The organism is Luteococcus sp. H101 (genome assembly GCF_038433155.1).
Classification (GTDB): domain Bacteria; phylum Actinomycetota; class Actinomycetes; order Propionibacteriales; family Propionibacteriaceae; genus Luteococcus.
The window spans coordinates 20,975-43,016 of the sequence record NZ_JBCDMW010000012.1 but is presented as its reverse complement, the minus strand read 5'-3'; the positions used below and the strand labels follow the sequence as shown (position 1 = coordinate 43,016).

Here is a 22,042-nt window from a genome sequence, read left to right as displayed (position 1 = left end):
CCCCCCCCCCCCCCCCCCCCCCCCCCCCCCCCCCCCCCCCCCCCCCCCCCCCCCCCCCCCCCCCCCCCCCCCCCCCCCCCCCCCCCCCCCCCCCCCCCCCCCCCCCCCGATCCTCTCCAGGAGGTCCCAAGAGCTGACCCAGCCACGGTCCCCGAGCTTGTCGAGGGGTCCCTTTGCGGGGTCCCGGCTCGTCGTCGGTCCGGCAGTCTCTGGCGCTGCGTCTCGTCGACGCTCGCTCGCTCGCGTCTCCTCGCGGAACCGCGCTGCGAGACTCCCGGGCCCGACGGCGATCCTCTGCAGAAAGCCCCCAGTCTGACCCAACCACGGTCCCCGAGCTTGTCGAGGGGTTCTGCGTCCGCCTCGCGCAGCGGGGCGGTGCTCGTGCTCGGCACGGGTCTTCCCGTCGACGCGGTGGTGCACCATAGTGGGCACATGAGCGCCCATCACGAGCACGCGTCCATGCCCAGCCCCATCCACACCCACACGCACGACGGGCACACCCACACCCACATCGGGGAACAGGTGGTGCCCGACGGGCCCGAGGTGCGCCTCCACCTCAGCGGCACCCTGCTCCCGTCGGGGGAGAAGACCGACCTGTGGGTGCACGACGGGGTGGTCACCTTCGAGCGGATCGACGACGCCATCACCGTGGCCACTGACTGCTGGATCATGCCCGGCCTGGTGGACGCCCACTGCCACATCGGGCTGGACGAGCACGGCGCGGTGCCCGCCGACGAAGCCGAGGAACAGGCCGTGACGGATCGCGACGCCGGCACCCTGCTGATCCGCGATGCCGGCAGCCCCTCGGACACCCGGTGGATCGACGAGCGCGAGGACCTGCCCGAGGTGATCCGGGCCGGCCGGCACATCGCCCGGCCCAAGCGCTACATCCGCAACTACGCCGACGAGGTGGAGCCGGAGGACCTGGTGGACACCGTGGAGAAGCAGGCCCGGGCCGGAGACGGCTGGGTCAAGTTGGTGGGCGACTGGATCGACCGGGACAAGGGAGACCTCGCGCCGCTGTGGCCGGTGGAGGTGGCCCGGGAGGCGATCGAGCGGGCCCACCAGGTGGGCGCCCGGGTCACGGCGCACTGCTTCGGCGAGGAGTCGGTGGCCGAGCTGGTGGCGGCCGGGATCGACGGGATCGAGCACGGCACCGGGATGAGCGAGGACGTCATCGACCAGATGGCCGAACGCCAGGTGGCGCTGGTGCCCACCCTGGTCAACCTGGAGAACTTCTACGACATCGCGGCTGGGGGCGAGGCCAAGTTCCCGCAGTACGCCAAGCACATGCGGGAGCTCTACGACACCCGCCTGGACCGCTTCCGCAAGGCCCACGAGGCCGGGGTGCCGATCTATGCCGGCACCGACGCCGGGGGAGTGATGCCGCACGGCATCCTGGGGCAGGAGATCGAGCTGCTCGGCCAGGTGGGTGGGCCGGACTTTGCCCTGGGGGCGGCGTCCTGGCGGGCGCGCGACTGGCTGGGCCGGCCCTGCCTGGCCGAGGGGGCCCGGGCCGACCTGGTGGTCTTCACCGAGGATCCGCGGACCAATCTGGGGATTGCCCGGCACCCGCACCTGGTGGTGCTGCGGGGCCGGATCGTGAAGCAGGCCGCCGGATCCTGAGGCCGGGGAGCCGACGGGGCGCCGGAATGGCTCCGCCGCCCAGAATCTGGCAGAATGGGCCGAGCGTCTGTGTCGTTGGCGCCCTCTAACCCCGGCGACGCGGATTCATCCGACCCCACGAGGCCTGCCCCACAAGCCTTGGAAGGGTCACCCGCCTGGTTCCGGGGCTGTCCCGGGCCATTTCCAACAGGAGAACCACACACGTGGCAACCAAGATTCGTCTGAAGCGTCTGGGCAAGATCCGCTCCCCGCACTACCGCATCGTCGTGATCGATTCGCGCTCCAAGCGCGACGGCAAGGCGATCGAGGAGATCGGTCAGTACCACCCGAAGAATGACCCGTCGGTGATCCAGGTCAACTCCGAGCGCGTCCAGTACTGGCTCGGCGTCGGCGCGCAGCCCACCGAGGCTGTCGTCGCCATCCTGAAGCGCACCGGTGACTGGCAGCAGTTCTCCGGCGACAAGACCCCCGCCGGGGTCGACCCGCAGCCGGAGAAGGCCGACAAGCTGGAGCGCTTCAATGCCGCTCTGGCCGAGGCTGACGACGCGCCGAAGGCCGAGGCCATCAGCAAGAAGGCCGCCAAGTCCGAGGACGCCCCGGCCGAGACCGCCGAGGCCACCGAGGATGACGCCGCCGAGAAGCCCGTCGAGGAGTCCGCCGAGGCTCCGGCCGAGGGTGCGGCCGACGCGTCCACCGAGGCCTGATCATGCTGGCCGACGCCCTGGAGCACCTGGTGCGTGGCATCGTCACGAATCCGGACGACGTCGTCGTCAAGGACAAGGACCTGCGCCGCGGCCGGATGCTCGAGGTCCGGGTGAACCCCACCGACATCGGCAAGGTGATCGGCCGTCAGGGTCGCACCGCCTCGGCGCTGCGCACCGTGGTGGCCGCCCTGGCCGGCCGGGAGCAGGTGCGCGTCGACTTCGTCGACGTGGACCGTCGCGGCGGTGGCCGCGGCTTCCGCCGCTGAAGCAGTAGATTTGCGCCGAGCGCCCCGCACCAGACGGTGCGGGGCGCTCGGTTTCTCCCGCACGAGTTCTACCCGCACGAGAAAGCAGGGCCAGATGGCAGAGCAGGTTGAGGTGGTGGTGGGCAGCATCGGCCGCGCCCACGGGATCCGCGGGGATGTGGCCGTGGACCTGCGCACCGACGAGCCCGAGCGGCGCTTCGCGCCCGGCTCCGTGCTACGGGTGGAGGGCACGCGTCGTACCCTCACCGTGGAGACGGCCCGCTGGCACTCCGGGCGCCTGCTGGTGCACTTCGCGGAACTGCCGGACCGCACCGCCGTCGAGCAGGCCCGGGGCCAGGTGCTGGTGACCGACATCGACGCCGACGAGCTGCCCAGCGACGAGGACGAGTACTACGACCGGCAGTTGGTGGGCCTGATGGCCCTGGCCGCCGACGGCAGTCAGGTCGGCCGGGTGAGCCAGGTGGTGCACCTGCCCGCCCAGGACCTGCTGGCGATCGCGACCGAGCGAGGGGAACGGCTGGTGCCCTTCGTCAGCGAGCTGGTGCCCGGCGTTGACCTGGCGGCCGGCACCGTCCAATTGGCCGACGTGCCCGGGCTGCTGGACGACGAGGGCGCCGAGGTGGCCGAGTGAGCCCCGAGCGCCCCCGGATGCAGCTGGACGTCGTCTCCATCTTCCCCGAGTACTTCGCCCCGCTCAGCCTGTCCCTGGTGGGCAAGGCGATCGAGAAGGGCCTCCTGCAGGCGCGGGTGCATGACCTGCGGCAGTGGACCCATGACCGGCACAACACCGTCGACGACACCCCCTATGGCGGTGGTGCCGGGATGGTGATGAAGCCCGAGCCGTGGGGGGAGTGCTTCGACGCGCTGCTCGACGGGCTGGAGCAGCCGCCCACCCTGGTGGTGCCCACCCCGTCCGGGATCCCCTTCAGCCAGCCGATCGCCTATGAGCTGAGCGAGCAGCCGCACCTGCTGTTCGCCTGCGGCCGCTATGAGGGGATCGACCGCCGGGTGATGGAGCACGCCGCCACCCGGATGGAGGTCCGGGAGCTGAGCCTGGGCGACTATGTCCTCAATGGGGGCGAGGTGGCCACCCTGGCCATGATCGAGGCCATCGTCCGGCTGATCCCCGGCGTGATCGGAAACCCGGAATCCCTGACCGAGGAATCGCATTCCGACGGGCAGGACCACCTGCTGGAATACCCGGTCTACACCAAGCCGCCGAGCTGGCGTGGGCTGGACGTACCGGAGGTCCTGTTCAGCGGTCACCACGCCCGGATCGCGGCCTGGCGACGGGAGCAGGCCGTCGAGCTCACCCGCCTGCGACGGCCGGACATCTTGGCCTAATTACGGCCCAATTATCTTTCCTAAATAGCGCCTTTCAGGGGTCTTCGCCCAAGTCAGCGTGGGATTGATAACAATTCAAAGATTTTCGGCCGACATATGGCACCCCGGGTCCCACTTCGGATCGGGATTGTCTAGGGTGAGCCTGTGGCGACAACTCTTACCAACCATCAGAGAGCAGCCCGATCCACAGTGGCGATGAAGGCCCTCATGGCCGTCACCGGTCTGTGTCTGATCGGCTTCCTGCTCATGCACATGTTCGGCAACACCAAGTTGCTGCTTCCCGACAACGGCGCCGAGTTCAACGAGTACTCGCACTACCTGCGCCGCTTCCTGTACCCGATCGTGCCCCCGATGTGGTTCCTGTGGGCCTTCCGGATCTTCCTGCTGGCCTGCATCGTGCTGCACATGTGGTCGGCCGCGAAGCTGACCGGCCGCAAGAGCAAGAACGTCGGTGGCGCCCGCTACTCCAACAAGAAGAACATGGAGCCCTCCTTCGCGGCGCGTTCCATGATCTGGAGTGGCATCATCCTGGTGCTCGGCCTGGTCATGCACCTGCTGCACTACACCGCCCAGGTGTTGCGCCCCGGCTATGCCGACGGTGTCAAGGACCTGGAGCCCTACGCCCGCGTGGTGGCCGGCTTCGGTGAGTGGTGGGTCGTGCTGGCCTACCTGGTCTTCATGGCCGCCGTCTGCCTGCACATCTTCCACGGCTGCGCGAGCGCCTTCATCACCCTGGGTGCCAATGTGAGCGCCGGCTCCCGCAAGCTGCTGAAGAGCCTCTCGGCGATCATCGCCGGCCTGCTGTTCATCGGCTTCATGATCCCGCCGGTGATGATCCTGACTGGAGTGATTGGACGATGAGCGAGAACCAGTTCAACGGGGCCACCGCGGCTCCGGCCCGGGCCACCGCCGAGGTGGACGCTGCTGACTACTGGGTGGTCGGCCACGACATCGAGGACACCAAGGCCCCCAAGGACCTGCCGATCGACAAGATCTGGGAGACCCGCAAGTTCACCGCGAAGCTGGTCAACCCGGCCAACCGTCGCAAGCTGAAGGTGATCATCGTGGGCACCGGCCTGGCTGGCGGCGCCGCTGCCGCCACGCTGGGCGAGGCCGGCTACCACGTCGAGAACTTCTGCTACCAGGACAGCCCCCGTCGGGCCCACTCCATTGCGGCCCAGGGCGGCATCAACGCGGCCAAGAACTACCGCAATGACAACGACTCGGTCTACCGGCTGTTCTACGACACGGTCAAGGGCGGCGACTACCGCGCCCGCGAGACCAATGTCTACCGCCTGGCCGAGGTCAGCAAGAACATCATCGACCAGTGCGTCGCCCAGGGTGTTCCCTTCGCCCGCGAGTACGGCGGTCTGCTGGACACCCGCTCCTTCGGCGGCGTGCAGGTGCAGCGCACCTTCTACGCCCGCGGCCAGACCGGTCAGCAGCTGCTGATCGGCGCCTACCAGGCGCTGGAGCGCCAGGTGGCCGCCGGCACCGTGAAGATGCACACCCGGCACGAGATGATCGAGCTGATCGTCAAGGACGACGTTGCCCGCGGCATCGTCACCCGTGACATGGTCACCGGCAAGATCGAGGCCTGGACCGCCGACGCCGTGGTGCTGGCCACCGGCGGCTACGGCAACGTCTTCTTCCTGTCCACCAATGCGATGGGCTGCAATGTGACCGCCGGCTGGCGGGCACACCGCAAGGGCGCCTACTTCGGCAACCCCTGCTACACGCAGATCCACCCCACCTGCATCCCGGTGCACGGCGAGTCCCAGTCGAAGCTGACCCTGATGTCCGAGTCGCTGCGCAATGACGGCCGGATCTGGGTGCCCAAGCGGGCCGAGGACTGCGACAAGGATCCCCGTCAGATCCCCGAGGAGGACCGCGACTACTACCTGGAGCGGATCTACCCGTCCTTCGGCAATCTGGTGCCGCGTGACATCGCGTCGCGTCAGGCCAAGAACATGTGCGACGAGGGTCGCGGCGTGGGCCCGGCGGTCAAGGAGATCGATCCGGACACCGGCCAGGAGCGGATGGTGCGCCGCGGCGTCTACCTGGACTTCTCCGACGCCATCGCGCGGATGGGCCAGAAGACCGTCGAAGCCAAGTACGGCAACCTGTTCGACATGTACAAGCAGATCACCGCGGAGAATCCCTACGAGACTCCGATGCGGATCTACCCGGCCGTGCACTACACCATGGGTGGCGTGTGGGTCGACTACGACCTGATGACCTCCATCACCGGTCTGTACTGCACGGGCGAGGCCAACTTCTCCGACCACGGCGCCAACCGCCTCGGCGCCTCGGCGCTGATGCAGGGCCTGTCCGACGGCTACTTCGTGCTGCCGAACGTGATCAACGACTACCTGGCCGACGCGGCCAAGCACGGTCGGATCGCCGACGACGACCCGGCCGTCCTGGACGCCGTCAAGGAGGCCACGGACCGGATCAACACCCTGTTGAGCATCAACGGTTCCCGCACGGTTGACTCGATCCACAAGGAACTGGGTCAGATCATGTGGGAGTACTGCGGCATGGATCGTCGGGAGGAGGGCCTCAAGACCGCGATCGCCAAGATCCGTGAGCTCAAGAAGGTCTTCTGGACCGACATGAAGGTCACCGGTGTCAACGAGGACTTCAACCAGACCCTCGAGCGCGCCGGCCGACTGGCCGACTTCCTGGAGCTGGGCGAACTGATGTGCATCGACGCCCTGCACCGCCGCGAGTCCTGTGGTGGTCACTTCCGCGGCGAGAGCCAGACGGAAGAGGGCGAGGCGCTGCGCCACGACGACCAGTACGCCTATGTGGCGGCCTGGGAGTTCGGCGGCGACGGCGGCAAGCCGATCCTGCACAAGGAACCCCTGGTCTACAAGGCGATCGAGCTCAAGCAGAGGAGCTACAAGTGAAGGTCACACTTCGAATCTGGCGTCAGGCGAATGCCAACGCCAAGGGCCAGATGGTCACCTACCCTCTTGACGGCGTCAGCGAGGACATGTCCTTCCTCGAGATGCTCGACCTCCTCAATGAGGAGCTCACTCTCAAGGGCGAGGAACCAGTCGCCTTCGATCACGACTGCCGTGAGGGCATCTGTGGCATGTGTGGTGTCGTGATCAACGGCATCGCGCACGGCGGCCAGCACACCACCACCTGCCAGCTGCACATGCGGTCCTTCGCGGACGGCGCGGTCATTGACATCGAGCCCTGGAAGGCCGGCGCATTCCCGGTCATCAAGGACCTGGTCGTGGATCGCAATGCCTTCGACCGGATCATCCAGGCCGGCGGTTACATCTCGGTGAACACGGGCGCGGCCCCGGATGCCCACGCCACCCCCGCACCCAAGCGCGAGGCGGACAAGGCCTTCGACAACGCCACCTGCATCGGCTGTGGCGCCTGCGTCGCGGCCTGCCCGAATGGCTCGGCCATGCTGTTCACCTCTGCCAAGATCACCCACCTGGCCATGCTCCCGCAGGGCCAGCCCGAGCGGTACAGCCGCGTCAAGGGCATGGTGGCGCAGCACGACGAAGAGGGCTTCGGCGGCTGCACCAACATCGGTGAGTGCGCCCAGGTCTGCCCGAAGGGCATTCCGCTGGAGAGCATCAGCCAGCTGAACCGGGACCTGATCAAGTCGCTGTTCAAGGGCGACGGCAAGTAGTCCCAGCACCCAGCACGAAGACCGGGCCGGTCGGGAGCAATCCCGACCGGCCCGGTCCGTTTCGTGTCCCCGGGGTTTCCCGTGACTTCGTGTCCCCTGAGGGTTCCCGCGACGGGGTTGGTCAGGGGAGCAACGTGTCGGCCCAGCTCTGGGCGTGCGCGATACCCGGGTAGATGGCACCTACCGGCCCGCCGGCGGCGGTGTCCCAGTTGTTGTCGCTGCCCTGCACGGTGTAGACCACCCACTCCAGCCGGTTGGCGGCCTGGATCACGGTGGCCTCCTCGAAGACGCCGGTGCCACCCTCCACGGCGTGCGAGACCTGGCGGAAGCTGGCCCCGTCCACCGGGTCCACCAGCTGGCCGGCCCGGCCGGACAGCGGGATGGTGAAGGCGCCGGTCTGCTTGGCATCCGGCTTGCCAGCGGCCTGCAAGCGCGCGGCGCAACCGGTGTACCAGCCGCGCAGCACCCGTCGGGCCGCGACGGCCTGCTCGGCGGTGTCATAGCCAAAGACCACGGCGTAGGCGCTGGTGCTGCCGTCGGAGCTGGTGAAGTGGCGCACCGTCAGGTTCTTGTGGGCCAGGTCCTTGATGTCCACCTGGCACATGCTGAACGGCTCCTGCGGCAGCTCGGTGGCCTCGACGTCCTGGCGCAGCTCGCCCCGGCTGCCCCGGGAGAGGTCGGCGGCCGTCGGCAGGTCCTGCCCGGTTGGGGCCGGTGCGGTGGCCGGCAGGGATGAGGCGGCCGGCTGCGGGCTGCTGGGGGCCGCGCCGCTGGCCGACGGGGTGCTGGTCACCGTGGTGGTGACCGTGGCCGTCGGGGTGGCGGTGCTGGCCGGCATGGAGCTGGCTGCCGGGCTGGGCTGGTTGGCAGTGGGGCTCGCGCTCGGCGTGGCCGGGCCCGAACTGGCCGGGGCCGTGGCCTGGCTGGGGCGGCTGGTGGGCAATTGCACTCGGGTGGGGGAGGGGGAACCCGCGGGGTCGATCGTCGCCTGCTTGGCGCTCAGCGGCCCACCGGTCAGGCTGAAGGCGGAGGCCGCGGCCAGGACGCCAATGCCCAGGGTGCCGACGGCGATCCCGGTGCGGCGCCTGGTACGGCGCTGGTCTCCGCGACGGCGGATCTCGGCCGGGCTGGGGACGGTCAGCAGGTCGTCGGTCTCACGGGTGAGATCGCGAAAGAGCGCGTCGGCGCGCGCGTCGAAGTCGTCGGCGTGGGGTGGCCGAGCAGTCATGGCGCACCTCCTGTCCTGTGGTCATTCCCCCGGGCGGTTCGGCGGCGCTGGGGTGGTGCCGCAGGCCCGGTCATCATGTCTACGCCCCACGGACGCCCGTGGTTGCATGAATTCTCGGCTTTTTCTCCTGACTCAGCCAAGCCGGGTGTCCTCGGGATCGCCCAAGGCCTTGGCCAGGGCCGCCCGTCCCCGGGAGAGTCGCGCCTTCACCGTACCGGTTGGCGCGCCGAGCTCGGCGGCAATGTCATTGACGCCCATGTCACATAGGTGGTGCAGCACAATCACCCGTCGCTGTTCCTCGGGCAGGGTGGCCAGCGCACGCTCCAGGGCGACGCGGGTGGGGCTCGGCTCCTGGCCGGGCCGCATCTCCACCGCCCGGTCCGGTTGCCGGAAGGCGCGCCGGGCCTTGCGCCAGCGGCTGACCGCCAGCCGGTAGGCGACGGTGCGTACCCACGCCTCCGGGGATTCGCTCTGGTCCAGCTGTGTGCGCTTGTCCCAGGCCCGGACGAAGGCCTCCTGGGTGCAGTCCTGGGCCTCGGCCAGATTGCCGCACATGGCGTAGATCTGATTGACGACGCGGGAGAAGGAGGCGGTGTAGAAGGCGTCGAAGGCCTCTTGGTCCACGATCCCTCCTCCGCTGGGTTGTCCGGCATCCGGCGACTGGTCGAATGCCCAGTCATCAGGCAGTCTTTCGCGTCGACGGGTCGAATGCCAGCCGGGGAGGTGGGGATTTCTCCCCATGGGCCTCCATGTGGAAGAATGTCCAGCTGTTGCTCTACGTCGTCCGGCTCCTGCCACAGGGGGATCGCCCGGAGGCGCGGAGACCCATGACCAAGACATCAGCAGGGTGGCCTGTGGCACCGGCGAGGAAGAGAACATGAGCAAGCTCATCCAGGAGATCGACAAGGCCTCCCTCCGCGACGACATCCCCGACTTCCGGGCGGGTGACACCGTCAAGGTGCACGTCAAGGTGGTCGAGGGCAACCGGTCCCGCGTCCAGGTCTTTGCCGGCGTCGTGATCGCCCGCAATGCCGGTGGCATCCAGGAGGCCTTCACCGTCCGCAAGGTCAGCTTCGGCACCGGCGTGGAGCGCACCTTCCCGCTGCACTCCCCGATCATCGACAAGATCGAGGTCGAGCGTCGTGGCGATGTCCGCCGCGCCAAGCTGTACTACCTGCGTGGCCTGCACGGCAAGGCTGCCAAGATCAAGGAGAAGCGCGCCTGAGCCTGCGCTCACGCACGTCGCATCAGGGTCCGCTGCTTCGGCAGCGGGCCCTGTCGCCTTTTCCGGAGCCCCTGGCGGGCACCTACAATGTCCCCAGCCGACGCATGGCGCGCACGGCACCGTGTGGAAGGTGAACCCTTGAGCAAGCAGGCCCCCGACGAGCAGCCCGTCGACGAGGTGCAGACCCCCCGCAGCGCCGGCGCGCGGATCCGGTCCGCGCTGACCGAGCTGGTGGTGATCGTGGTGGGCGCCCTGGTGATCTCGGCCGTGCTGCGCGCCTTCGTCGGGCAGCTGTTCATCATCCCGTCGGGCTCCATGCAGAACACGCTGGACCTGGGGGACCGGGTGGTGGTCTCCAAGCTGACCGACTTCAACCGCGGCGACATCGTGGTCTTCGAGGACCCGGACAACTGGATCACCGAGCGGCCGAAGGAGCGTTCGGCCGTGGGGAAGGTGGCCGAGAAGGTTGGCGTGCTGCCCTCCACCAGCACCAATCACCTGGTCAAGCGGGTGATCGGGATGCCGGGTGACCGGGTGAAGTGCTGCGACGCGCAGGGCCGGATCAGCGTGAACGGGCAGCCCCTGGACGAGACGGCCTACCTGTTCACCGACGAGGCGGGCCAGCAGGTGCGCCCGTCGGAGCAGACCTTCGAGGTGGTGGTGCCCAAGGACCGGATCTTCGTGCTGGGTGACCACCGCAATGCCTCCGGTGACTCCCGGATCCACCTGGACGAGGGCACCCCCAAGGGGATGCGCGCCTTCGTGCCCACCAGCAGGGTGGTGGGACCGGTGGTGGCCATCGCCGCCCCCGTCAGCCGGTGGACCACCTTCTCCACCCCCCAGACCTTCGCCTCCGTGCCCGCCGCGAGCCAGCCGGCGCCGGACAACCCCACCGTGAAGATCGGTGGCTGACCGGGCGTGATCCGGCCGGGCAAGGGAATCTACGGCTACGAGCGAGCCCTGGCGCGGGCCGGGCTGGCGCCGGTGGCCGGTGCCGACGAGGCGGGGCGCGGAGCCTGCGCCGGCCCGCTGGTGGCCGCCGCGGTCATCCTGGCCGACACGCCGGCCCGGCGGATCACCGGGCTGGCCGATTCCAAGCTGCTCACCGCGCGGGCCCGGGAGCGCGTCTACGACGAGGTGATGGCCAAGGCGGTCAGCGTCGCCTGGGTGCGGATCGAGCCCGACGAGTGCGACGCACTGGGGATGCACGAGGCCGACATCCAGGGCCTGCGGCGGGCCTTGCTGCGGCTCTCCGAGCCCGCCTCCTATGTGCTCACCGACGGCTTTCCGGTGGACGGCCTGGGCATCCCCGGGCTGGCCGTCTGGAAGGGGGACCGGGTGGCGGCCTGCGTCGCCGCCGCCTCCGTGGTGGCCAAGGTCACCCGGGACCGGATCATGACCGACTATGCCGAGACCTACCCGGACTACGCCTTCGAGGTGCACAAGGGGTACACCACCAAGCTCCACCAGGAGAGGCTGGCCCAGCATGGCCCGTGCGAGATCCATCGGCTGCGCTTCGCCAACGTCGCGCGCGCTAGAGTTGCACCACCATGAGCGCCGAAGACCTTGAGCAGTACGAGAGCAAGCTGGAACTCGACCTGTACCGCGAGTACAAGGACGTGGTCGGGATCTTCACCTATGCCGTCGAGACGGAGCGGCGCTTCTACCTGTGCAATGCGGTGGACCTGAAGGTCCGTACCGAGGGTGGCGACGTCTACTACGAGGTCAGCATGGGCGACGCCTGGGTCTGGGACATGTACCGGCCGGCGCGCTTCGTGAAGTCGGCCAAGGTGCTCACCTTCCGCGACGTGTCGATCGAGGAGATTGCCCACTCCGACCTGCAGGTTCCCGACGACCAGGACTGAGGCTCCGGCCTGCCCCCGGGGCTGATGCCCCGGTTTTCCACAGCCCCAGTGGGTCAATTGTTCCTGTGGATGGCTGACGCAAAACGGCCCCTCTTGCAAAGACTGTTTGCGGAGGTGGTTTGGGAATGGACGAGCGGACACCCACGCACAGCCGGGACCAGCAGCTGGGCCGGTTGGGGGAAGACCTGGCGGATGCCCATCTGCGCACGCTGGGCTGGGAGATCGTCGGGCGCAACTGGCGGTGCAGCGACGGCGAACTGGACATCATCGCCCGGGAACCCTTGCCCCGGGGACGCACGGCGCTGGTCTTCGTCGAGGTGAAGTACCGCTCCGGGTTGGGCTTCGGCGACCCACTGGAGGCGCTCACCCGGGCCAAGGTGGCGCGGCTCTGCGGGCTGGCCCAGCTCTGGCTGCGGGAGCAGCACGACGCCGGGATGGAGCCCTGGGCCGACGAGATCCGGCTGGATGCCGTCGGTGTGCTGCGGCAGCCCGGGGGTTCGCACCGGATCACCCACGCCCGCGGGATCACCCGATGACCGCCGCGGCCGCCTGGTCCGTCGCGCTGGTGGGGATGGAGGGCACCATGATCGAGGTGGAGGCCGCCATCGGCAATGGCCTGCCCAAGACAGTGCTGGTGGGTCTGCCGGACACGGCACTGTACGAGGCCCGCGACCGGTGCCATGCCGCGGTGAGCAGCGCCGGGATCGCCTGGCCCAGCCAGCTGCTGACCATCAACCTGTCCCCGGCCACCCTGCCCAAGGGCGGCAGCCACTATGACCTGGCGATCGTCACCGCGGTGCTGGCCGCGGCCGGCATGGTCCCCCGGGAGCGCGCCGCCCGGGTGGTGCTGATGGGGGAGTTGGGGCTGGACGGCCGGGTGCGGCCGGTGCGGGGCATCCTGCCGGGGCTGTTGGCGGCGCAGGATGCCGGCTTCGACGCGGCCGTGGTGCCGGCCAGCCAGGTGGGGGAGGCCTCCCTGGCCGACGGCATGACCATCTGGGGCGTGCGCTGCCTGACCGACATGGTGGAGGTCCTGCACGGGCGGCCCGTGGCCCTGCCAGCCCCGCAGGAGGCGCGTGCGGCGGAGCCGGGGCATCGGGTGGACCTGGCCGACGTGGTGGGCCAGGAGGACGCCAAGTACGCCCTGGAGGTGGCCGCCGCGGGCCGTCACCACCTCTTCCTCAGCGGGCCGCCGGGGGTGGGCAAGACGATGCTGGCCGAACGGCTGCCGGGGCTGCTGCCGCCGTTGAGCCGGGCGGAGTCCCTGGAGGTCTCGGCCATCCATTCGATGGCCGGGCATGACCTCAACCACGGTCTGGTGAGCGAGCCGCCCTTCGCGGACCCGCACCACAGCGCGACATTGGCCTCGTTGATCGGCTCTGGGGTGCGGGTGCCGCGGCCGGGCGCGGTCTCCCTGGCCCACCGGGGTGTGCTCTTCCTGGACGAGGCGCCGCAGTTCGGCGCCACCAAGCTGGACGCCCTGCGGACTCCGCTGGAGTCGGGGTGGGTGCGGATTGACCGGGCCCAGGTCCAGGCCCGGTTCCCGGCCCGCTTCCAGCTGGTCCTGGCCGCCAACCCGTGCCCCTGCGGCAACCACGGCACCGCCGGAGCCGTCTGCACCTGCGCCCCTATGCAGGTGCGGCGCTATGTGGAGCGGCTCAGCGGGCCGATCCTGGACCGGATGGACCTGACCGAGAACCTGGTGCCGGTGCGCCGCGCCTACCTGGCGGCGGCGGTCGGGCAGCGGACCACCACGGCAGAAGTGATGGAACGCGTGGTACAGGCCCGGGAACGGCAGGCACATCGGCTGCGGGGCACGCCCTGGCTGACCAATGGCGAGGTGCCGGGCCCCTACCTGCGGGGCAGCCTGCCCACCGCCCAGGGCCTGGACCTGCTGGACAGGGCGCTGGTCACGGGGCTGCTGAGCTCCCGCGGTGCGGACAAGGTGATGCGGGTGGCCTGGACCATCGCGGATCTGGAGGGGCACGCCACCGTGCTCCGGGATGACATGCATGCGGCGCTGCAGATGCGTCGGGGAAGAGCGGGGGAGGCGGCATGAACACCGGGTGGACTGAGGAACGGCTGGCCCGCGCCGGGCTGACGATGGCCTGCGAGGCCGGGGCCTGGCAGCTGGCGGACCGGGTCCGGGAGCACGGTGCCGCGGAGGTCTGGGAAACCCTGCGCACCGGCGCCCTGGAGGGCCGGTGGGCAACCCGGGCCCGTCAACTGGACCTGCCCGCGGAACTGGCGCTCGCCCAGCGGCATGGGGTGCGCTTCATCATTCCCGGCGACGACGAGTGGCCCGCGGCGCTCGACGTCCTGGACGGGGTCCAGCACCAGGGTCTGGGTGGGATGCCGCATGGCCTGTGGCTGCGGGGGCCGGGAAACCTGGCCCGGTGGTGCGAACGGGCGGTGGCCATCGTCGGCTCGCGGGCCAGCACCCAGTACGGGGACCACGTGGCCACCGATCTGGCGATGGGGCTGGCGGAGGCGGGGCAGGGGCATGCGCCCTGGACCATCGTCTCCGGCGGTGCCCACGGGATCGACGGCAGTGCCCACCGCGGCGCCATCGCCGCACCGGGCCGCACCGTCGCGGTACTGGCCTGCGGTCTGGACGAGCCCTATCCGCGGGGCAACCAGGTGCTCTTCGACAAGCTGGCCGCCGAGCAGCTGCTGGTCAGCGAGGTGCCCTGTGGGCTGCGTCCCACCCGGGTGGCCTTCCTGGCCCGCAACCGGTTGATCGCCGCCCTGGCCGGCGGCAGCATCGTGGTGGAGGCCGCGGCGCGCTCCGGCGCCAACAACACCGCCTCCTGGGCCAATGCCTGCCGACGGGTGGTGATGGCGGTGCCGGGATCGGTCCGCTCGTCGCTGAGCGTTACCCCGCACCGCTTGGTGCGGGACGGCGAGGCCACCCTGGTCACCGACGTGAATGACGTCCTGGCGCTGGTGGAACCGCTGGTCAGCGCCCCGATGTTGCCCGTCGGCGGGCCGCGACGGCCGCTGGATGACCTGGAGCCGGACCTGCTCCAGGTGCGCGAAGCCCTGCCGGCCCGGGACGGGATCAGCGCCGGTCAGGTGGCGCGGCTCACCGGCCTGGGGATGGCCACGGTGCTGGCCCGGCTCTCCCGGCTGGAGGAGGCCGGGCTGGCCCGTCGCGACGAATTGGGCTGTTGGCGGATTGCCACGCCACGCAACCGGGTGGCGTGAGCATGATGGCTACCCTGAAGGTCCGGGAGTTCTCCCGGCACAGACGGTTGACCAGCAGACGGAGGATGCCATGCAGGTGTACGCCAGGCCCGGGTGGAAGATGGCGCGGCAGCTGACCGGAGACCTGTTCGTCCTCGGCTCGGTGGTCTGCTGGGCGCTGGGTGCCCGGTTGCTGGCGCACGCCGTGGAGAAGCTGGCCGTGCCGGCCCGGCAGACGGGTAACGCGGCACACTCCATGTCGGAGCAGATGCGCCAGGCCGAGGAGCGGATCGGCCAACTGCCCGGGCTGGGCGACAACCTGGGGGACCCGTTTGGATCAATGGCCGGCGGGCTGCAGCAGATCAGCGAGCAGAGCGCCGCCCAGGTGGACCTGGTGCACCGGTTGGCGCTGGTCAGCGGCTGGTTGGTCTTCCTGCTGCCCACCCTGACCATCCTGGCGCTGTGGCTGCCCCGGCGGATCCGCTTCATCCGGCAGGCCGCGGCCGCTCGGACCTTCATCGACGCCGACGCCGACCTGGACCTGTTCGCGCTGCGCGCCATGGCCAATGTGCCGATGGCCCAGCTGGCCCGGATCACCCCGGACCCGGTGGGCGAGTGGCGTCGCGGGAATGCGGCGGTGGTGCGCCAGCTGGCCGCCCTGGAACTGGAACGCACCGGCCTGGCCTTGCCAGAACCGGTGCGTCGCCGTCAGTAGGAGGGTCAGCGGACCAGACCCAGCGCGGAGACCTCGGGGAGCATCGGCACGTAACCGGACCAGGTGCCCTTGAGGTTCAGGTAGTTGTAGAGCGGTCCGGTGGCGCGGTTGCCCATCAGGTCCCACCGCCCGTCACCATTGAGGTCACCGATGGAGTACATCTGGGTGAAGCCGTGCCAGTTCTGGCCCACCTGACGGTAGCCCACCAGCACGCCGCTGCGGCTGCCGAAGTAGTCCAGCAGCTTGCCGTCCTGGGTGACGCCCAGGATGTCGGTCACGCCAGCGCTGCGGTAGTCCCCGAGGCTGGTCATGTGCACCACCTTGCCCCAGTTCTTGCCGATCTGCAGGGTGCGGATCACCTTGAGGTCCCGCCCCAGGCTGTAGCGCATCAGCCGCTGGTCCGCGGAGATGGCCACGATCTCGGGCAGCTTGTCGCCGTCCATGTCCGGCACCACATTGATCTGGCGCACCGTGGCCCAGCCATGACCCACCTGACGCATCGCGGTGTACTTGCCGTTGCCGCGGCCCTCCCAGGACCACAGGGTGCCGTCGGTGCGTCGGGCGATCAGCTCCTGGTAGCCGTCCCCGTTCAGGTCGGGGGTCTGGGAGATCCAGGTGAAGGGCGCGCCCGCGATGGTGCTGCCACCGCGGGCGGCACCGGAGGTGCGGTCGGCCTGGGTGGGGAACCAGGTGATGCTGCCGTCGCGGGCGACGCTGATCACGTCGGCCCGGCCATCGCCGTTGAGGTCGCCCTGCTTGCCGCTGCCCATGCTGCTCAGCGTCATGGTCACCGTGCCGTTGACGACGCTCAGGGTGCCGTTCTGGAAGCGCTGGGTGATGGTGGCGTTGTTGGCGGCGCTCATGGTGCTGGTGGCCGGCGCCGTCGGGTAGCCCAGGGTGGCGAACTGGGTGGGGTGGGAGCGCAGCCAGCTGTCGATCGCCCCGGTGGTCATCTGGGCGCCGGCCGAGCTGACGTGGATGGTGCCCTTCTGGAAGCGGGTGGAGCTGCCAGCATTGGCCATCACGGTCTTGGAGGTGGGCCAGCCCAGCTTCTGGAAGGAGCCCGACGCGCGGTACAGCGCGTCGGCGGAGCGGGTCACCCAGTAGGTGGACCCGCCCGGGGTCTGGAAGATGCCACCCTTGGTGAAGGTGGTGGTGCGGCCGCCATTCCAGGGCCGCTCCAGGATGTGGACCGGGCCGGCATCCGCCTCGCCGCCCTCGGCGATCCAGCGCTGGTAGATCGGGCTCTTCCAGTCACCCATCTTGGTGGCCACCTGCTTGCGCAGGGTCGGCATGTAGTTGGTGATGTTGGTGCCAGGGCAGTCGGTGCTCATCACGTCGCCGTGCCGGGAGATGCGGTTGATCCTCTTGCCGGCCAGCGTCAGGGTGCTCAACGGGTCGCGGTAGTTGCCGGCCAGCTTCCAGGCCAGCACGTCGGCCACCGAATTCATGGCGGCGGAGCTGGGGGCAACCTTGGTGGAGCTCATCATCACGCTCACGGCCACCGTGTCGGTGTTCCAGTTGGTGGCGTGGGCGCCGTGCACCGGGTTCTCGACGCCGCCGTGGCGGCCCTCGAAGATGGTGCCGTACTTGTCCACCAGGAAGTTGTAGCCGACGTCGCACCAACCGCGGTCCTTCACGTGGAAGGCGTAGATGCCGCGCAGGATGGAGGCGGACTGCTCGGCGGTGTAGTTGTTGGTGCCCTCGGTGTGGTGGACGAAACCCGCCTTGATGGTGGTGTCGATGGTGGCGTTCACGCAGTTGGAGCCGTTGTAGCGCAGCAGCGACTCGTTGGCGCCCCAGCCCGCCCGGGAGACGATCTTCGGCCGGGCGGGGGTGCCGGTGCTGTTCTGGGCCGCGGCGGACAGCTGTCGCCGGCTGGTGGTGGCGTCGCCGGGCTGGACCCGGGAGTCGATCAGGGAGACCTTGACCTGGCCGATGCTGCCCGGGGACAGGGGGCTGGTGAGCACCCGGACCTCCACGGCGGTGGAGGAGCCGAAGAAGCTGGCGCTGGTGCCCTGGCGACGCTGGGTGCTGCGGGCGTCGGTCTCCTGCTCGAAGTCCAGGGTCTGCCACTGCTGCCAGCCGGCCGCATTCCGGGCCCGGACCTGGACGGTGACCTCTCCCTTGAGCGAGCCCCAGGTCACACCGGCCATGGTGAAGGTGGCATTGGTGGCGCCCAGCTGGGCGATCACCCGCTGCTGGGCGCCGTTCACGGTCACGGTGCCGTTGGCGGCGGGGACGTCCACCTGCTTGGAGGAGGGGATCGGGTCCGCCTGCGGGGCCGCCGGGGCCGACGCCGGCGTCGGGGCAGCGATGGTTGGGGACGGTGCGGCGGCGAACAGGGAACCGATCAGGGCGGCGGTGGTCAGGCCGGTGGCAGCCATGGTGCGACGGGGGGTTCGCAAGGCAATCTCCAATTGTCAGGGGGTTGGATGGTGCGCTCCCGGTGGCGACCCCCCGGCCCGTCACGTCGGAAATGCACGGTCAGTAAACCCCACCCTGCGCCTGATCACCCACTCGTGGACATCGATTCTGAAAGAATCCTCCCGGTTTTCAGCTGGCGTTAAGAATCCGTTCTCCTCCGCGGTTCGGGCGCGGCCGGCTCGTCGACCGGAAAGGCCCGCGACGCAAAACATCCCGTCCGACACATTTCCTTGTCGGACGGGATTTCAGCTGGTGTCCGGAAGAGGACTTGAACCTCCACGACCTATAACGGTCACTAGCACCTCAAGCTAGCGCGTCTACCATTCCGCCACCCGGACAGGTGCGGCGCCGAACTGGTCAGCGACAGCAGTGAACAATAGCAGGCCCACCGGGCGCGACGCACATCCCGGGCCGGGCCGCCAGCCTCCGGGCAGTCGGCGTGGCATCATGGCGGAACGCGCAGGGCGGGAGGGCAGCATGGGCATCGAGGACCGGATCGGCTACATCGCCGCTCGTCAGGTGCGGATCGAGGAGGTCGACGGGCGCACCTTCGAGGTGCAGTCCATCACCCTGGCGCACACTGTGACCCGCAACCAGGTCCGCAAACTGCTCACCGAGGAGGCCGAATACGGCCACTGGGAGTTGCAACGGCTGCGTCGTTACCGGGACGGGTCCACGCAGGCCTGGCTGCGACGCAAGGTGATCAAGGTGCGCTCGACGCTGGCGCCGTCGGCCTGAGCTGGTTGGGGCCGCCGGTGACGTCGTCCAGCGCGGAGACGATCGGTTCGGGCAGCACCTGGTCCTCCACTGCCAAGTAGGGCTGCAACTGCTCCACGGTCCGGGCACCGAGCAGCGGCGCGGTCACCACGGGAGCATCACGAACCCACAGCAGGGCCACCTGTTCCGGGGTGAGGTCCAGTCCCTCGGCGGCCCGAACCACCGCGTCGGTGATGGCGCGGGACTTGGCCTCCAGGTAGGGCTGGACGAACCAGCCGAAGTGGTCGCTGGCGCCGCGGGAGCCGCGTGGGGTGCCCGTGCGGTACTTGCCGGTGAGCACGCCCCGGCCGATCGGGGACCAGGGGAACAGCCCCATCTGGTGGGCGCGCAGTGCGGGCAGCACCTCCAGCTCCGCGCGTCGGGCCAGCAGCGAGTACTCCACCTGCCCGCTGGTCAGCGGGGCCCTGCCGGGCACGGCCTGCTGCCAGGTGGCGGCCCTGGCCGTCTGCCAGCCGATGTAGTTGCACACGCCGACATAGCGGGCCATGCCGCTGCTGACCGCGTGGTCCAGCGCGGCCAGGGTCTCCTCCAGTGGCGCTTCCCCCCAGGCGTGGACCTGCCACAGGTCGACGTGGTCGGTGTGCAGCCGACGAAGACTCCCGGCGAGGTCGTCCAGCAGGGCGCCGCGGGAGACGTCGACGCTGCGCTTGCCGTGGCGCACGCCGAAGCCGCCCTTGGTGGCGATCACCAGCTCCTCGCGACGCAGGTCGGTGTGGATCAGCTTGCCCAGGATCTTCTCCGCGAGCCCGTGGCCGTAGGCAGGGGCGGTGTCCACCAGGTTGCCGCCGGCCTCCACGAAGGTGCGCACCAGGGCGCGGGCGTCGCTGGTGGAGGTGTCGCCACCCCAGGTCATCGTCCCCAGCCCCAGCCGGGAGACCGCCAGGCCGCTGCGGCCAACACGTCGGGTCTGCATGTCACCGAGACTATCCGCATAGGCTCGGGCCATGACCATCCTCCTGTTGGTGCGCCACGGCCGCAGCACCTCCAATGCCGCCGGCACGCTGGCCGGCCGGGCTCCCGGGATCGCGCTGGACCAGCAGGGCGAGTCGCAGGCGATGGGCGTCGGGGAGAGGCTGCGCGGCGTGCGGCTGGCGGCCGCGGTGCATTCGCCCCTGCAACGCTGCCGCCAGACCCTGGAACTGGCGCTGGCCAGCGGGGCGCTGGACGTGCCGGTCACCGAGGACGGCCGGTTCACCGAATGCGGCTACGGCGACTGGACCGGACGCAGCCTGGCCGAGCTGGCCGCCGAGCCGTTGTGGCGCCGGGTCCAGGCCGAACCCTCCCGGGTCAGGTTCCCCGACGGGGAGTCGATGGCCGAGATGGCCGAACGCATGGTGTCCGGCGTCGCGAACTGGAACCGTCGGCTCGGACAGGCCCAGCCCGACGGGGAGCCGGTCTGGCTGCTGGTGAGCCACGGCGACCCGATCAAGGCCCTGCTCTCCGACGCGCTGGGCCAGCGGCTGGACGACTTCCAGCGGATCGTGGTGGACCCGGCCTCGGTGAGCATCATCCACTACCCGTCCGATCAGCAACGGGCCGAGGGTCGGCCGCCGATGGTGCTGGCCATGAACACCACCGCCGGTCAGCTCAAGCACCGGCTGCCCGGCGCCCCGGCCGGCCCCGAGCTGGGCGGTGGCCTCGGGACCAGCGCCTAGACCCAGCACCTAGAGTGGAGCCATGCCGCGCATCACGCATCGCTTCGAGTTCCCCGACCGGTTCGTCGCGGGCACCGTGGGCCAACCCGGGCAGCGCACCTTCTTCGTTCAGGCCCGGGAGCGCAACCGGCTGGTCAGCGTGGTCTGTGAGAAGCAGCAGGTGGAGGTGCTGGCCGACCACCTGGAACGGATCCTGGACGAGCTGGCCAAGCTGACCGACGGCACCGCCCAGATCCCGCCGCAACGGGTGGCGGCGCGGGACCTGGACCCGCTGGACGCGCCGCTGGAGGAGGACTTCCGGGCGGGCACCATGACCATCGCCTGGGACGGGAAGCTGGAGGCCGTGCAGGTGGAACTGTTCAGCGTCGCCGACGACGAGGACCTGGACATTCCCGAGGAGGCCGGGCAGTACTTCGACGAGCTGGCGCAGGTGGCCAATGCCGCCGAGTGCCTGAGCGTCACCCTCAGTGCCGACCAGGCGCGGGACTTCACCGCCCGGGCGCGGGCCCTGGTGCACGCCGGACGGCCCGCCTGCCCCTTCTGCAGCCAGCCGATCAATCCCACCGGACACATCTGTCCCCGGGCCAACGGCTACCGCCGGCCACTGTTCCTGTGAGCATGCGGCTGCTGGGGCGGCTGGTGGAGGCCTCCAATGCCACCTTCCTGGCGGAGGAGGGTGACGGCGGCCACGTGGTCTACAAGCCGGTGGCCGGCGAGGCGCCGCTGTGGGACTTCCCGTCCGGCACCCTGGGCCGACGCGAGGTGGCCGCCTACGAGCTGAGCCGGGCCGCCGGTTTCGACGTCGTGCCGCCCACCCGCTGGGCCGACGACGCGCCACTGGGCCCAGGTTCGGTGCAGCGCTGGGTGGAGGCCGACGGGGATGACCTGGCGGCCCTGGTGCCGGTGGACCAGGTGCCCGACGGATGGTTCGGCGTCGTGCTGGGGCTGGACGACGAGGACCACGAGGTGGTGCTGGTGCACGCCGACCATCCCGGGCTGCGCCGGCTGGCGCTGTTCGACGTGGTGGCCAACAATGCCGACCGCAAGGCCGGTCACGTGATCCGGCGGGGCGACGGCGTGCTGGGCTGTGACCACGGGGTGAGCTTCCACGCCGAACCCAAGCTGCGCACCATCCTGTGGGGGTGGGCCGGTGAGCCACTGACCCCCGCGGAGACCGACCTGCTGCGCCGCACCGTCGAGGTGGCCGCTCAGGTGCTGGACCCGTGGCTCGGGGCCCGGGAGGCGGAGGCCTGCGAGCAGCGCGCCCTGGGCCTGCTGGCCGACGGGCACTTCCCGGAACCGGGAGATGCCTGGCCCGTCATCCCGTGGCCGCCGATCTGACCTCTCATCCCGGTCATTGCGTTCC

At 69.9% G+C, this 22,042-nt stretch carries 24 protein-coding genes and 1 tRNA gene; 20 read left to right on the top strand and 5 right to left on the bottom strand.

Annotation, left to right across the window (positions count from 1 at the left end; genetic code table 11):
* Positions 1-432 precede the first annotated feature (432 nt).
* The 8 genes from AAEX60_RS04385 (at position 433) to AAEX60_RS04350 (ending at position 7,598) form a co-directional block, all read left to right on the top strand.
* The gene (locus tag AAEX60_RS04385; RefSeq protein WP_342101468.1) at positions 433-1,626 is read left to right on the top strand and encodes an amidohydrolase family protein; all 1,194 of its coding nucleotides are present in this window, start codon (positions 433-435) and stop codon (positions 1,624-1,626) included.
* Positions 1,627-1,829: 203 nt separating this feature from the next.
* The gene (gene rpsP, locus AAEX60_RS04380) at positions 1,830-2,330 is read left to right on the top strand and encodes a 30S ribosomal protein S16 (protein WP_342101467.1); all 501 of its coding nucleotides are present in this window, start codon (positions 1,830-1,832) and stop codon (positions 2,328-2,330) included.
* Between the two features lie 2 nt (positions 2,331-2,332).
* Entirely contained in the window at positions 2,333-2,596 is a 264-nt protein-coding gene (locus tag AAEX60_RS04375) for an RNA-binding protein (protein ID WP_342101465.1), read from the top strand.
* Positions 2,597-2,690: 94 nt separating this feature from the next.
* Positions 2,691-3,227, top strand: a complete 537-nt coding sequence (gene rimM, locus AAEX60_RS04370; RefSeq protein ID WP_342101464.1) for a ribosome maturation factor RimM — start codon at positions 2,691-2,693, stop codon at positions 3,225-3,227.
* Between the two features lie 17 nt (positions 3,228-3,244).
* Positions 3,245-3,940, top strand: coding sequence for a tRNA (guanosine(37)-N1)-methyltransferase TrmD (gene trmD, locus AAEX60_RS04365; protein WP_342101475.1), 696 nt, complete (start codon positions 3,245-3,247; stop codon positions 3,938-3,940).
* 195 nt (positions 3,941-4,135) lie between these two features.
* The gene (locus AAEX60_RS04360) at positions 4,136-4,801 is read left to right on the top strand and encodes a succinate dehydrogenase cytochrome b subunit (RefSeq protein WP_342101463.1); all 666 of its coding nucleotides are present in this window, start codon (positions 4,136-4,138) and stop codon (positions 4,799-4,801) included.
* Positions 4,798-6,852: a fumarate reductase/succinate dehydrogenase flavoprotein subunit gene (locus AAEX60_RS04355; RefSeq protein WP_342101461.1), complete on the top strand. Its 2,055-nt coding sequence runs from the start codon at positions 4,798-4,800 to the stop codon at positions 6,850-6,852. The genes AAEX60_RS04360 and AAEX60_RS04355 overlap by 4 nt, the downstream gene beginning before the upstream one ends.
* Entirely contained in the window at positions 6,849-7,598 is a 750-nt protein-coding gene (locus tag AAEX60_RS04350; RefSeq protein WP_342101460.1) for a succinate dehydrogenase/fumarate reductase iron-sulfur subunit, read from the top strand. Before AAEX60_RS04355 ends, AAEX60_RS04350 begins: the two co-directional genes overlap by 4 nt.
* A 121-nt stretch (positions 7,599-7,719) precedes the next feature.
* Here the strand turns inward: AAEX60_RS04350 and AAEX60_RS04345 are convergent, their stop codons facing one another.
* Positions 7,720-8,826: a hypothetical protein gene (locus AAEX60_RS04345; RefSeq protein ID WP_342101458.1), complete on the bottom strand. Its 1,107-nt coding sequence runs from the start codon at positions 8,824-8,826 to the stop codon at positions 7,720-7,722.
* Positions 8,827-8,958: 132 nt separating this feature from the next.
* Positions 8,959-9,450 (bottom strand): RNA polymerase sigma factor, encoded by a 492-nt coding sequence (locus AAEX60_RS04340; protein WP_342101457.1) that lies wholly within the window; start codon positions 9,448-9,450, stop codon positions 8,959-8,961.
* Positions 9,451-9,703: 253 nt separating this feature from the next.
* On the opposite strand from AAEX60_RS04340, the gene rplS reads away from it, so the two are divergent.
* From rplS to AAEX60_RS04300, 8 genes are all read left to right on the top strand, one after another.
* Positions 9,704-10,051 (top strand): 50S ribosomal protein L19, encoded by a 348-nt coding sequence (gene rplS / locus AAEX60_RS04335; protein WP_342101456.1) that lies wholly within the window; start codon positions 9,704-9,706, stop codon positions 10,049-10,051.
* Positions 10,052-10,138: 87 nt separating this feature from the next.
* On the top strand, positions 10,139-10,963 hold the full coding sequence (gene lepB / locus AAEX60_RS04330; protein ID WP_446721259.1) for a signal peptidase I: 825 nt from the start codon (positions 10,139-10,141) through the stop codon (positions 10,961-10,963).
* Positions 10,964-10,969: 6 nt separating this feature from the next.
* Positions 10,970-11,605 (top strand): ribonuclease HII, encoded by a 636-nt coding sequence (locus AAEX60_RS04325; RefSeq protein WP_342101454.1) that lies wholly within the window; start codon positions 10,970-10,972, stop codon positions 11,603-11,605.
* Entirely contained in the window at positions 11,602-11,916 is a 315-nt protein-coding gene (locus AAEX60_RS04320; RefSeq protein WP_342091180.1) for a DUF2469 domain-containing protein, read from the top strand. The genes AAEX60_RS04325 and AAEX60_RS04320 overlap by 4 nt, the downstream gene beginning before the upstream one ends.
* A 125-nt stretch (positions 11,917-12,041) precedes the next feature.
* Positions 12,042-12,452, top strand: a complete 411-nt coding sequence (locus AAEX60_RS04315; RefSeq protein WP_342101453.1) for a YraN family protein — start codon at positions 12,042-12,044, stop codon at positions 12,450-12,452.
* Entirely contained in the window at positions 12,449-13,975 is a 1,527-nt protein-coding gene (locus AAEX60_RS04310; RefSeq protein ID WP_342101452.1) for a YifB family Mg chelatase-like AAA ATPase, read from the top strand. The genes AAEX60_RS04315 and AAEX60_RS04310 overlap by 4 nt, the downstream gene beginning before the upstream one ends.
* Positions 13,972-15,123, top strand: a complete 1,152-nt coding sequence (gene dprA, locus AAEX60_RS04305) for a DNA-processing protein DprA (RefSeq protein WP_342101451.1) — start codon at positions 13,972-13,974, stop codon at positions 15,121-15,123. Before AAEX60_RS04310 ends, dprA begins: the two co-directional genes overlap by 4 nt.
* Positions 15,124-15,193: 70 nt before the next feature.
* Entirely contained in the window at positions 15,194-15,817 is a 624-nt protein-coding gene (locus tag AAEX60_RS04300) for a hypothetical protein (RefSeq protein ID WP_342101450.1), read from the top strand.
* A gap of 5 nt (positions 15,818-15,822) precedes the next feature.
* Here the strand turns inward: AAEX60_RS04300 and AAEX60_RS04295 are convergent, their stop codons facing one another.
* A complete protein-coding gene (locus AAEX60_RS04295) occupies positions 15,823-18,225 on the bottom strand; it encodes an FG-GAP-like repeat-containing protein (protein ID WP_342101449.1) in 2,403 nt (800 codons plus the stop codon).
* A gap of 269 nt (positions 18,226-18,494) precedes the next feature.
* Positions 18,495-18,582: transfer RNA gene (locus tag AAEX60_RS04290), tRNA-Leu, on the bottom strand.
* A gap of 109 nt (positions 18,583-18,691) precedes the next feature.
* Here AAEX60_RS04290 and AAEX60_RS16390 point away from each other — a divergent pair.
* A complete protein-coding gene (locus tag AAEX60_RS16390) occupies positions 18,692-18,982 on the top strand; it encodes a DUF5703 family protein (protein ID WP_446721258.1) in 291 nt (96 codons plus the stop codon).
* Here the strand turns inward: AAEX60_RS16390 and AAEX60_RS04280 are convergent.
* A complete protein-coding gene (locus AAEX60_RS04280; RefSeq protein ID WP_342101448.1) occupies positions 18,948-19,934 on the bottom strand; it encodes an aldo/keto reductase in 987 nt (328 codons plus the stop codon). The two genes, AAEX60_RS16390 and AAEX60_RS04280, sit on opposite strands and share 35 nt — an antisense overlap.
* 31 nt (positions 19,935-19,965) lie before the next feature.
* Here AAEX60_RS04280 and AAEX60_RS04275 point away from each other — a divergent pair, with 31 nt between their 5' ends.
* The 3 genes from AAEX60_RS04275 to AAEX60_RS04265 are packed head-to-tail and all read left to right on the top strand — an operon-like array spanning position 19,966 to position 22,017.
* The gene (locus AAEX60_RS04275; RefSeq protein ID WP_342101447.1) at positions 19,966-20,676 is read left to right on the top strand and encodes an MSMEG_4193 family putative phosphomutase; all 711 of its coding nucleotides are present in this window, start codon (positions 19,966-19,968) and stop codon (positions 20,674-20,676) included.
* 22 nt (positions 20,677-20,698) lie between these two features.
* Complete coding sequence (locus AAEX60_RS04270) at positions 20,699-21,292, top strand: DUF3090 domain-containing protein (RefSeq protein ID WP_342101446.1); 594 nt, start codon at positions 20,699-20,701, stop codon at positions 21,290-21,292.
* A gap of 2 nt (positions 21,293-21,294) precedes the next feature.
* Positions 21,295-22,017: an SCO1664 family protein gene (locus tag AAEX60_RS04265; protein ID WP_342101473.1), complete on the top strand. Its 723-nt coding sequence runs from the start codon at positions 21,295-21,297 to the stop codon at positions 22,015-22,017.
* Positions 22,018-22,042 lie beyond the last annotated feature (25 nt).

Bases quoted from the DNA above. Each gene is read 5' to 3' on its own strand.
- AAEX60_RS04375 (WP_342101465.1), top strand. From the start codon at position 2,333: ATGCTGGCCGACGCCCTGGAGCACCTGGTGCGTGGCATCGTCACGAAT.
- rimM (WP_342101464.1), top strand. From the start codon at position 2,691: ATGGCAGAGCAGGTTGAGGTGGTGGTGGGCAGCATCGGCCGCGCCCAC.
- AAEX60_RS04265 (WP_342101473.1), top strand. From the start codon at position 21,295: ATGCGGCTGCTGGGGCGGCTGGTGGAGGCCTCCAATGCCACCTTCCTG.
- AAEX60_RS04360 (WP_342101463.1), top strand. From the start codon at position 4,136: ATGAAGGCCCTCATGGCCGTCACCGGTCTGTGTCTGATCGGCTTCCTG.
- AAEX60_RS16390 (WP_446721258.1), top strand. From the start codon at position 18,692: ATGGCGGAACGCGCAGGGCGGGAGGGCAGCATGGGCATCGAGGACCGG.
- trmD (WP_342101475.1), top strand. From the start codon at position 3,245: ATGCAGCTGGACGTCGTCTCCATCTTCCCCGAGTACTTCGCCCCGCTC.
- rplS (WP_342101456.1), top strand. From the start codon at position 9,704: ATGAGCAAGCTCATCCAGGAGATCGACAAGGCCTCCCTCCGCGACGAC.
- AAEX60_RS04275 (WP_342101447.1), top strand. From the start codon at position 19,966: ATGACCATCCTCCTGTTGGTGCGCCACGGCCGCAGCACCTCCAATGCC.
- AAEX60_RS04355 (WP_342101461.1), top strand. From the start codon at position 4,798: ATGAGCGAGAACCAGTTCAACGGGGCCACCGCGGCTCCGGCCCGGGCC.
- AAEX60_RS04310 (WP_342101452.1), top strand. From the start codon at position 12,449: ATGACCGCCGCGGCCGCCTGGTCCGTCGCGCTGGTGGGGATGGAGGGC.
- AAEX60_RS04270 (WP_342101446.1), top strand. From the start codon at position 20,699: ATGCCGCGCATCACGCATCGCTTCGAGTTCCCCGACCGGTTCGTCGCG.
- AAEX60_RS04320 (WP_342091180.1), top strand. From the start codon at position 11,602: ATGAGCGCCGAAGACCTTGAGCAGTACGAGAGCAAGCTGGAACTCGAC.
- lepB (WP_446721259.1), top strand. From the start codon at position 10,139: ATGTCCCCAGCCGACGCATGGCGCGCACGGCACCGTGTGGAAGGTGAA.
- AAEX60_RS04385 (WP_342101468.1), top strand. From the start codon at position 433: ATGAGCGCCCATCACGAGCACGCGTCCATGCCCAGCCCCATCCACACC.
- AAEX60_RS04345 (WP_342101458.1), bottom strand. From the start codon at position 8,826: ATGACTGCTCGGCCACCCCACGCCGACGACTTCGACGCGCGCGCCGAC.
- dprA (WP_342101451.1), top strand. From the start codon at position 13,972: ATGAACACCGGGTGGACTGAGGAACGGCTGGCCCGCGCCGGGCTGACG.
- AAEX60_RS04315 (WP_342101453.1), top strand. From the start codon at position 12,042: ATGGACGAGCGGACACCCACGCACAGCCGGGACCAGCAGCTGGGCCGG.
- AAEX60_RS04280 (WP_342101448.1), bottom strand. From the start codon at position 19,934: ATGCAGACCCGACGTGTTGGCCGCAGCGGCCTGGCGGTCTCCCGGCTG.
- AAEX60_RS04300 (WP_342101450.1), top strand. From the start codon at position 15,194: ATGCAGGTGTACGCCAGGCCCGGGTGGAAGATGGCGCGGCAGCTGACC.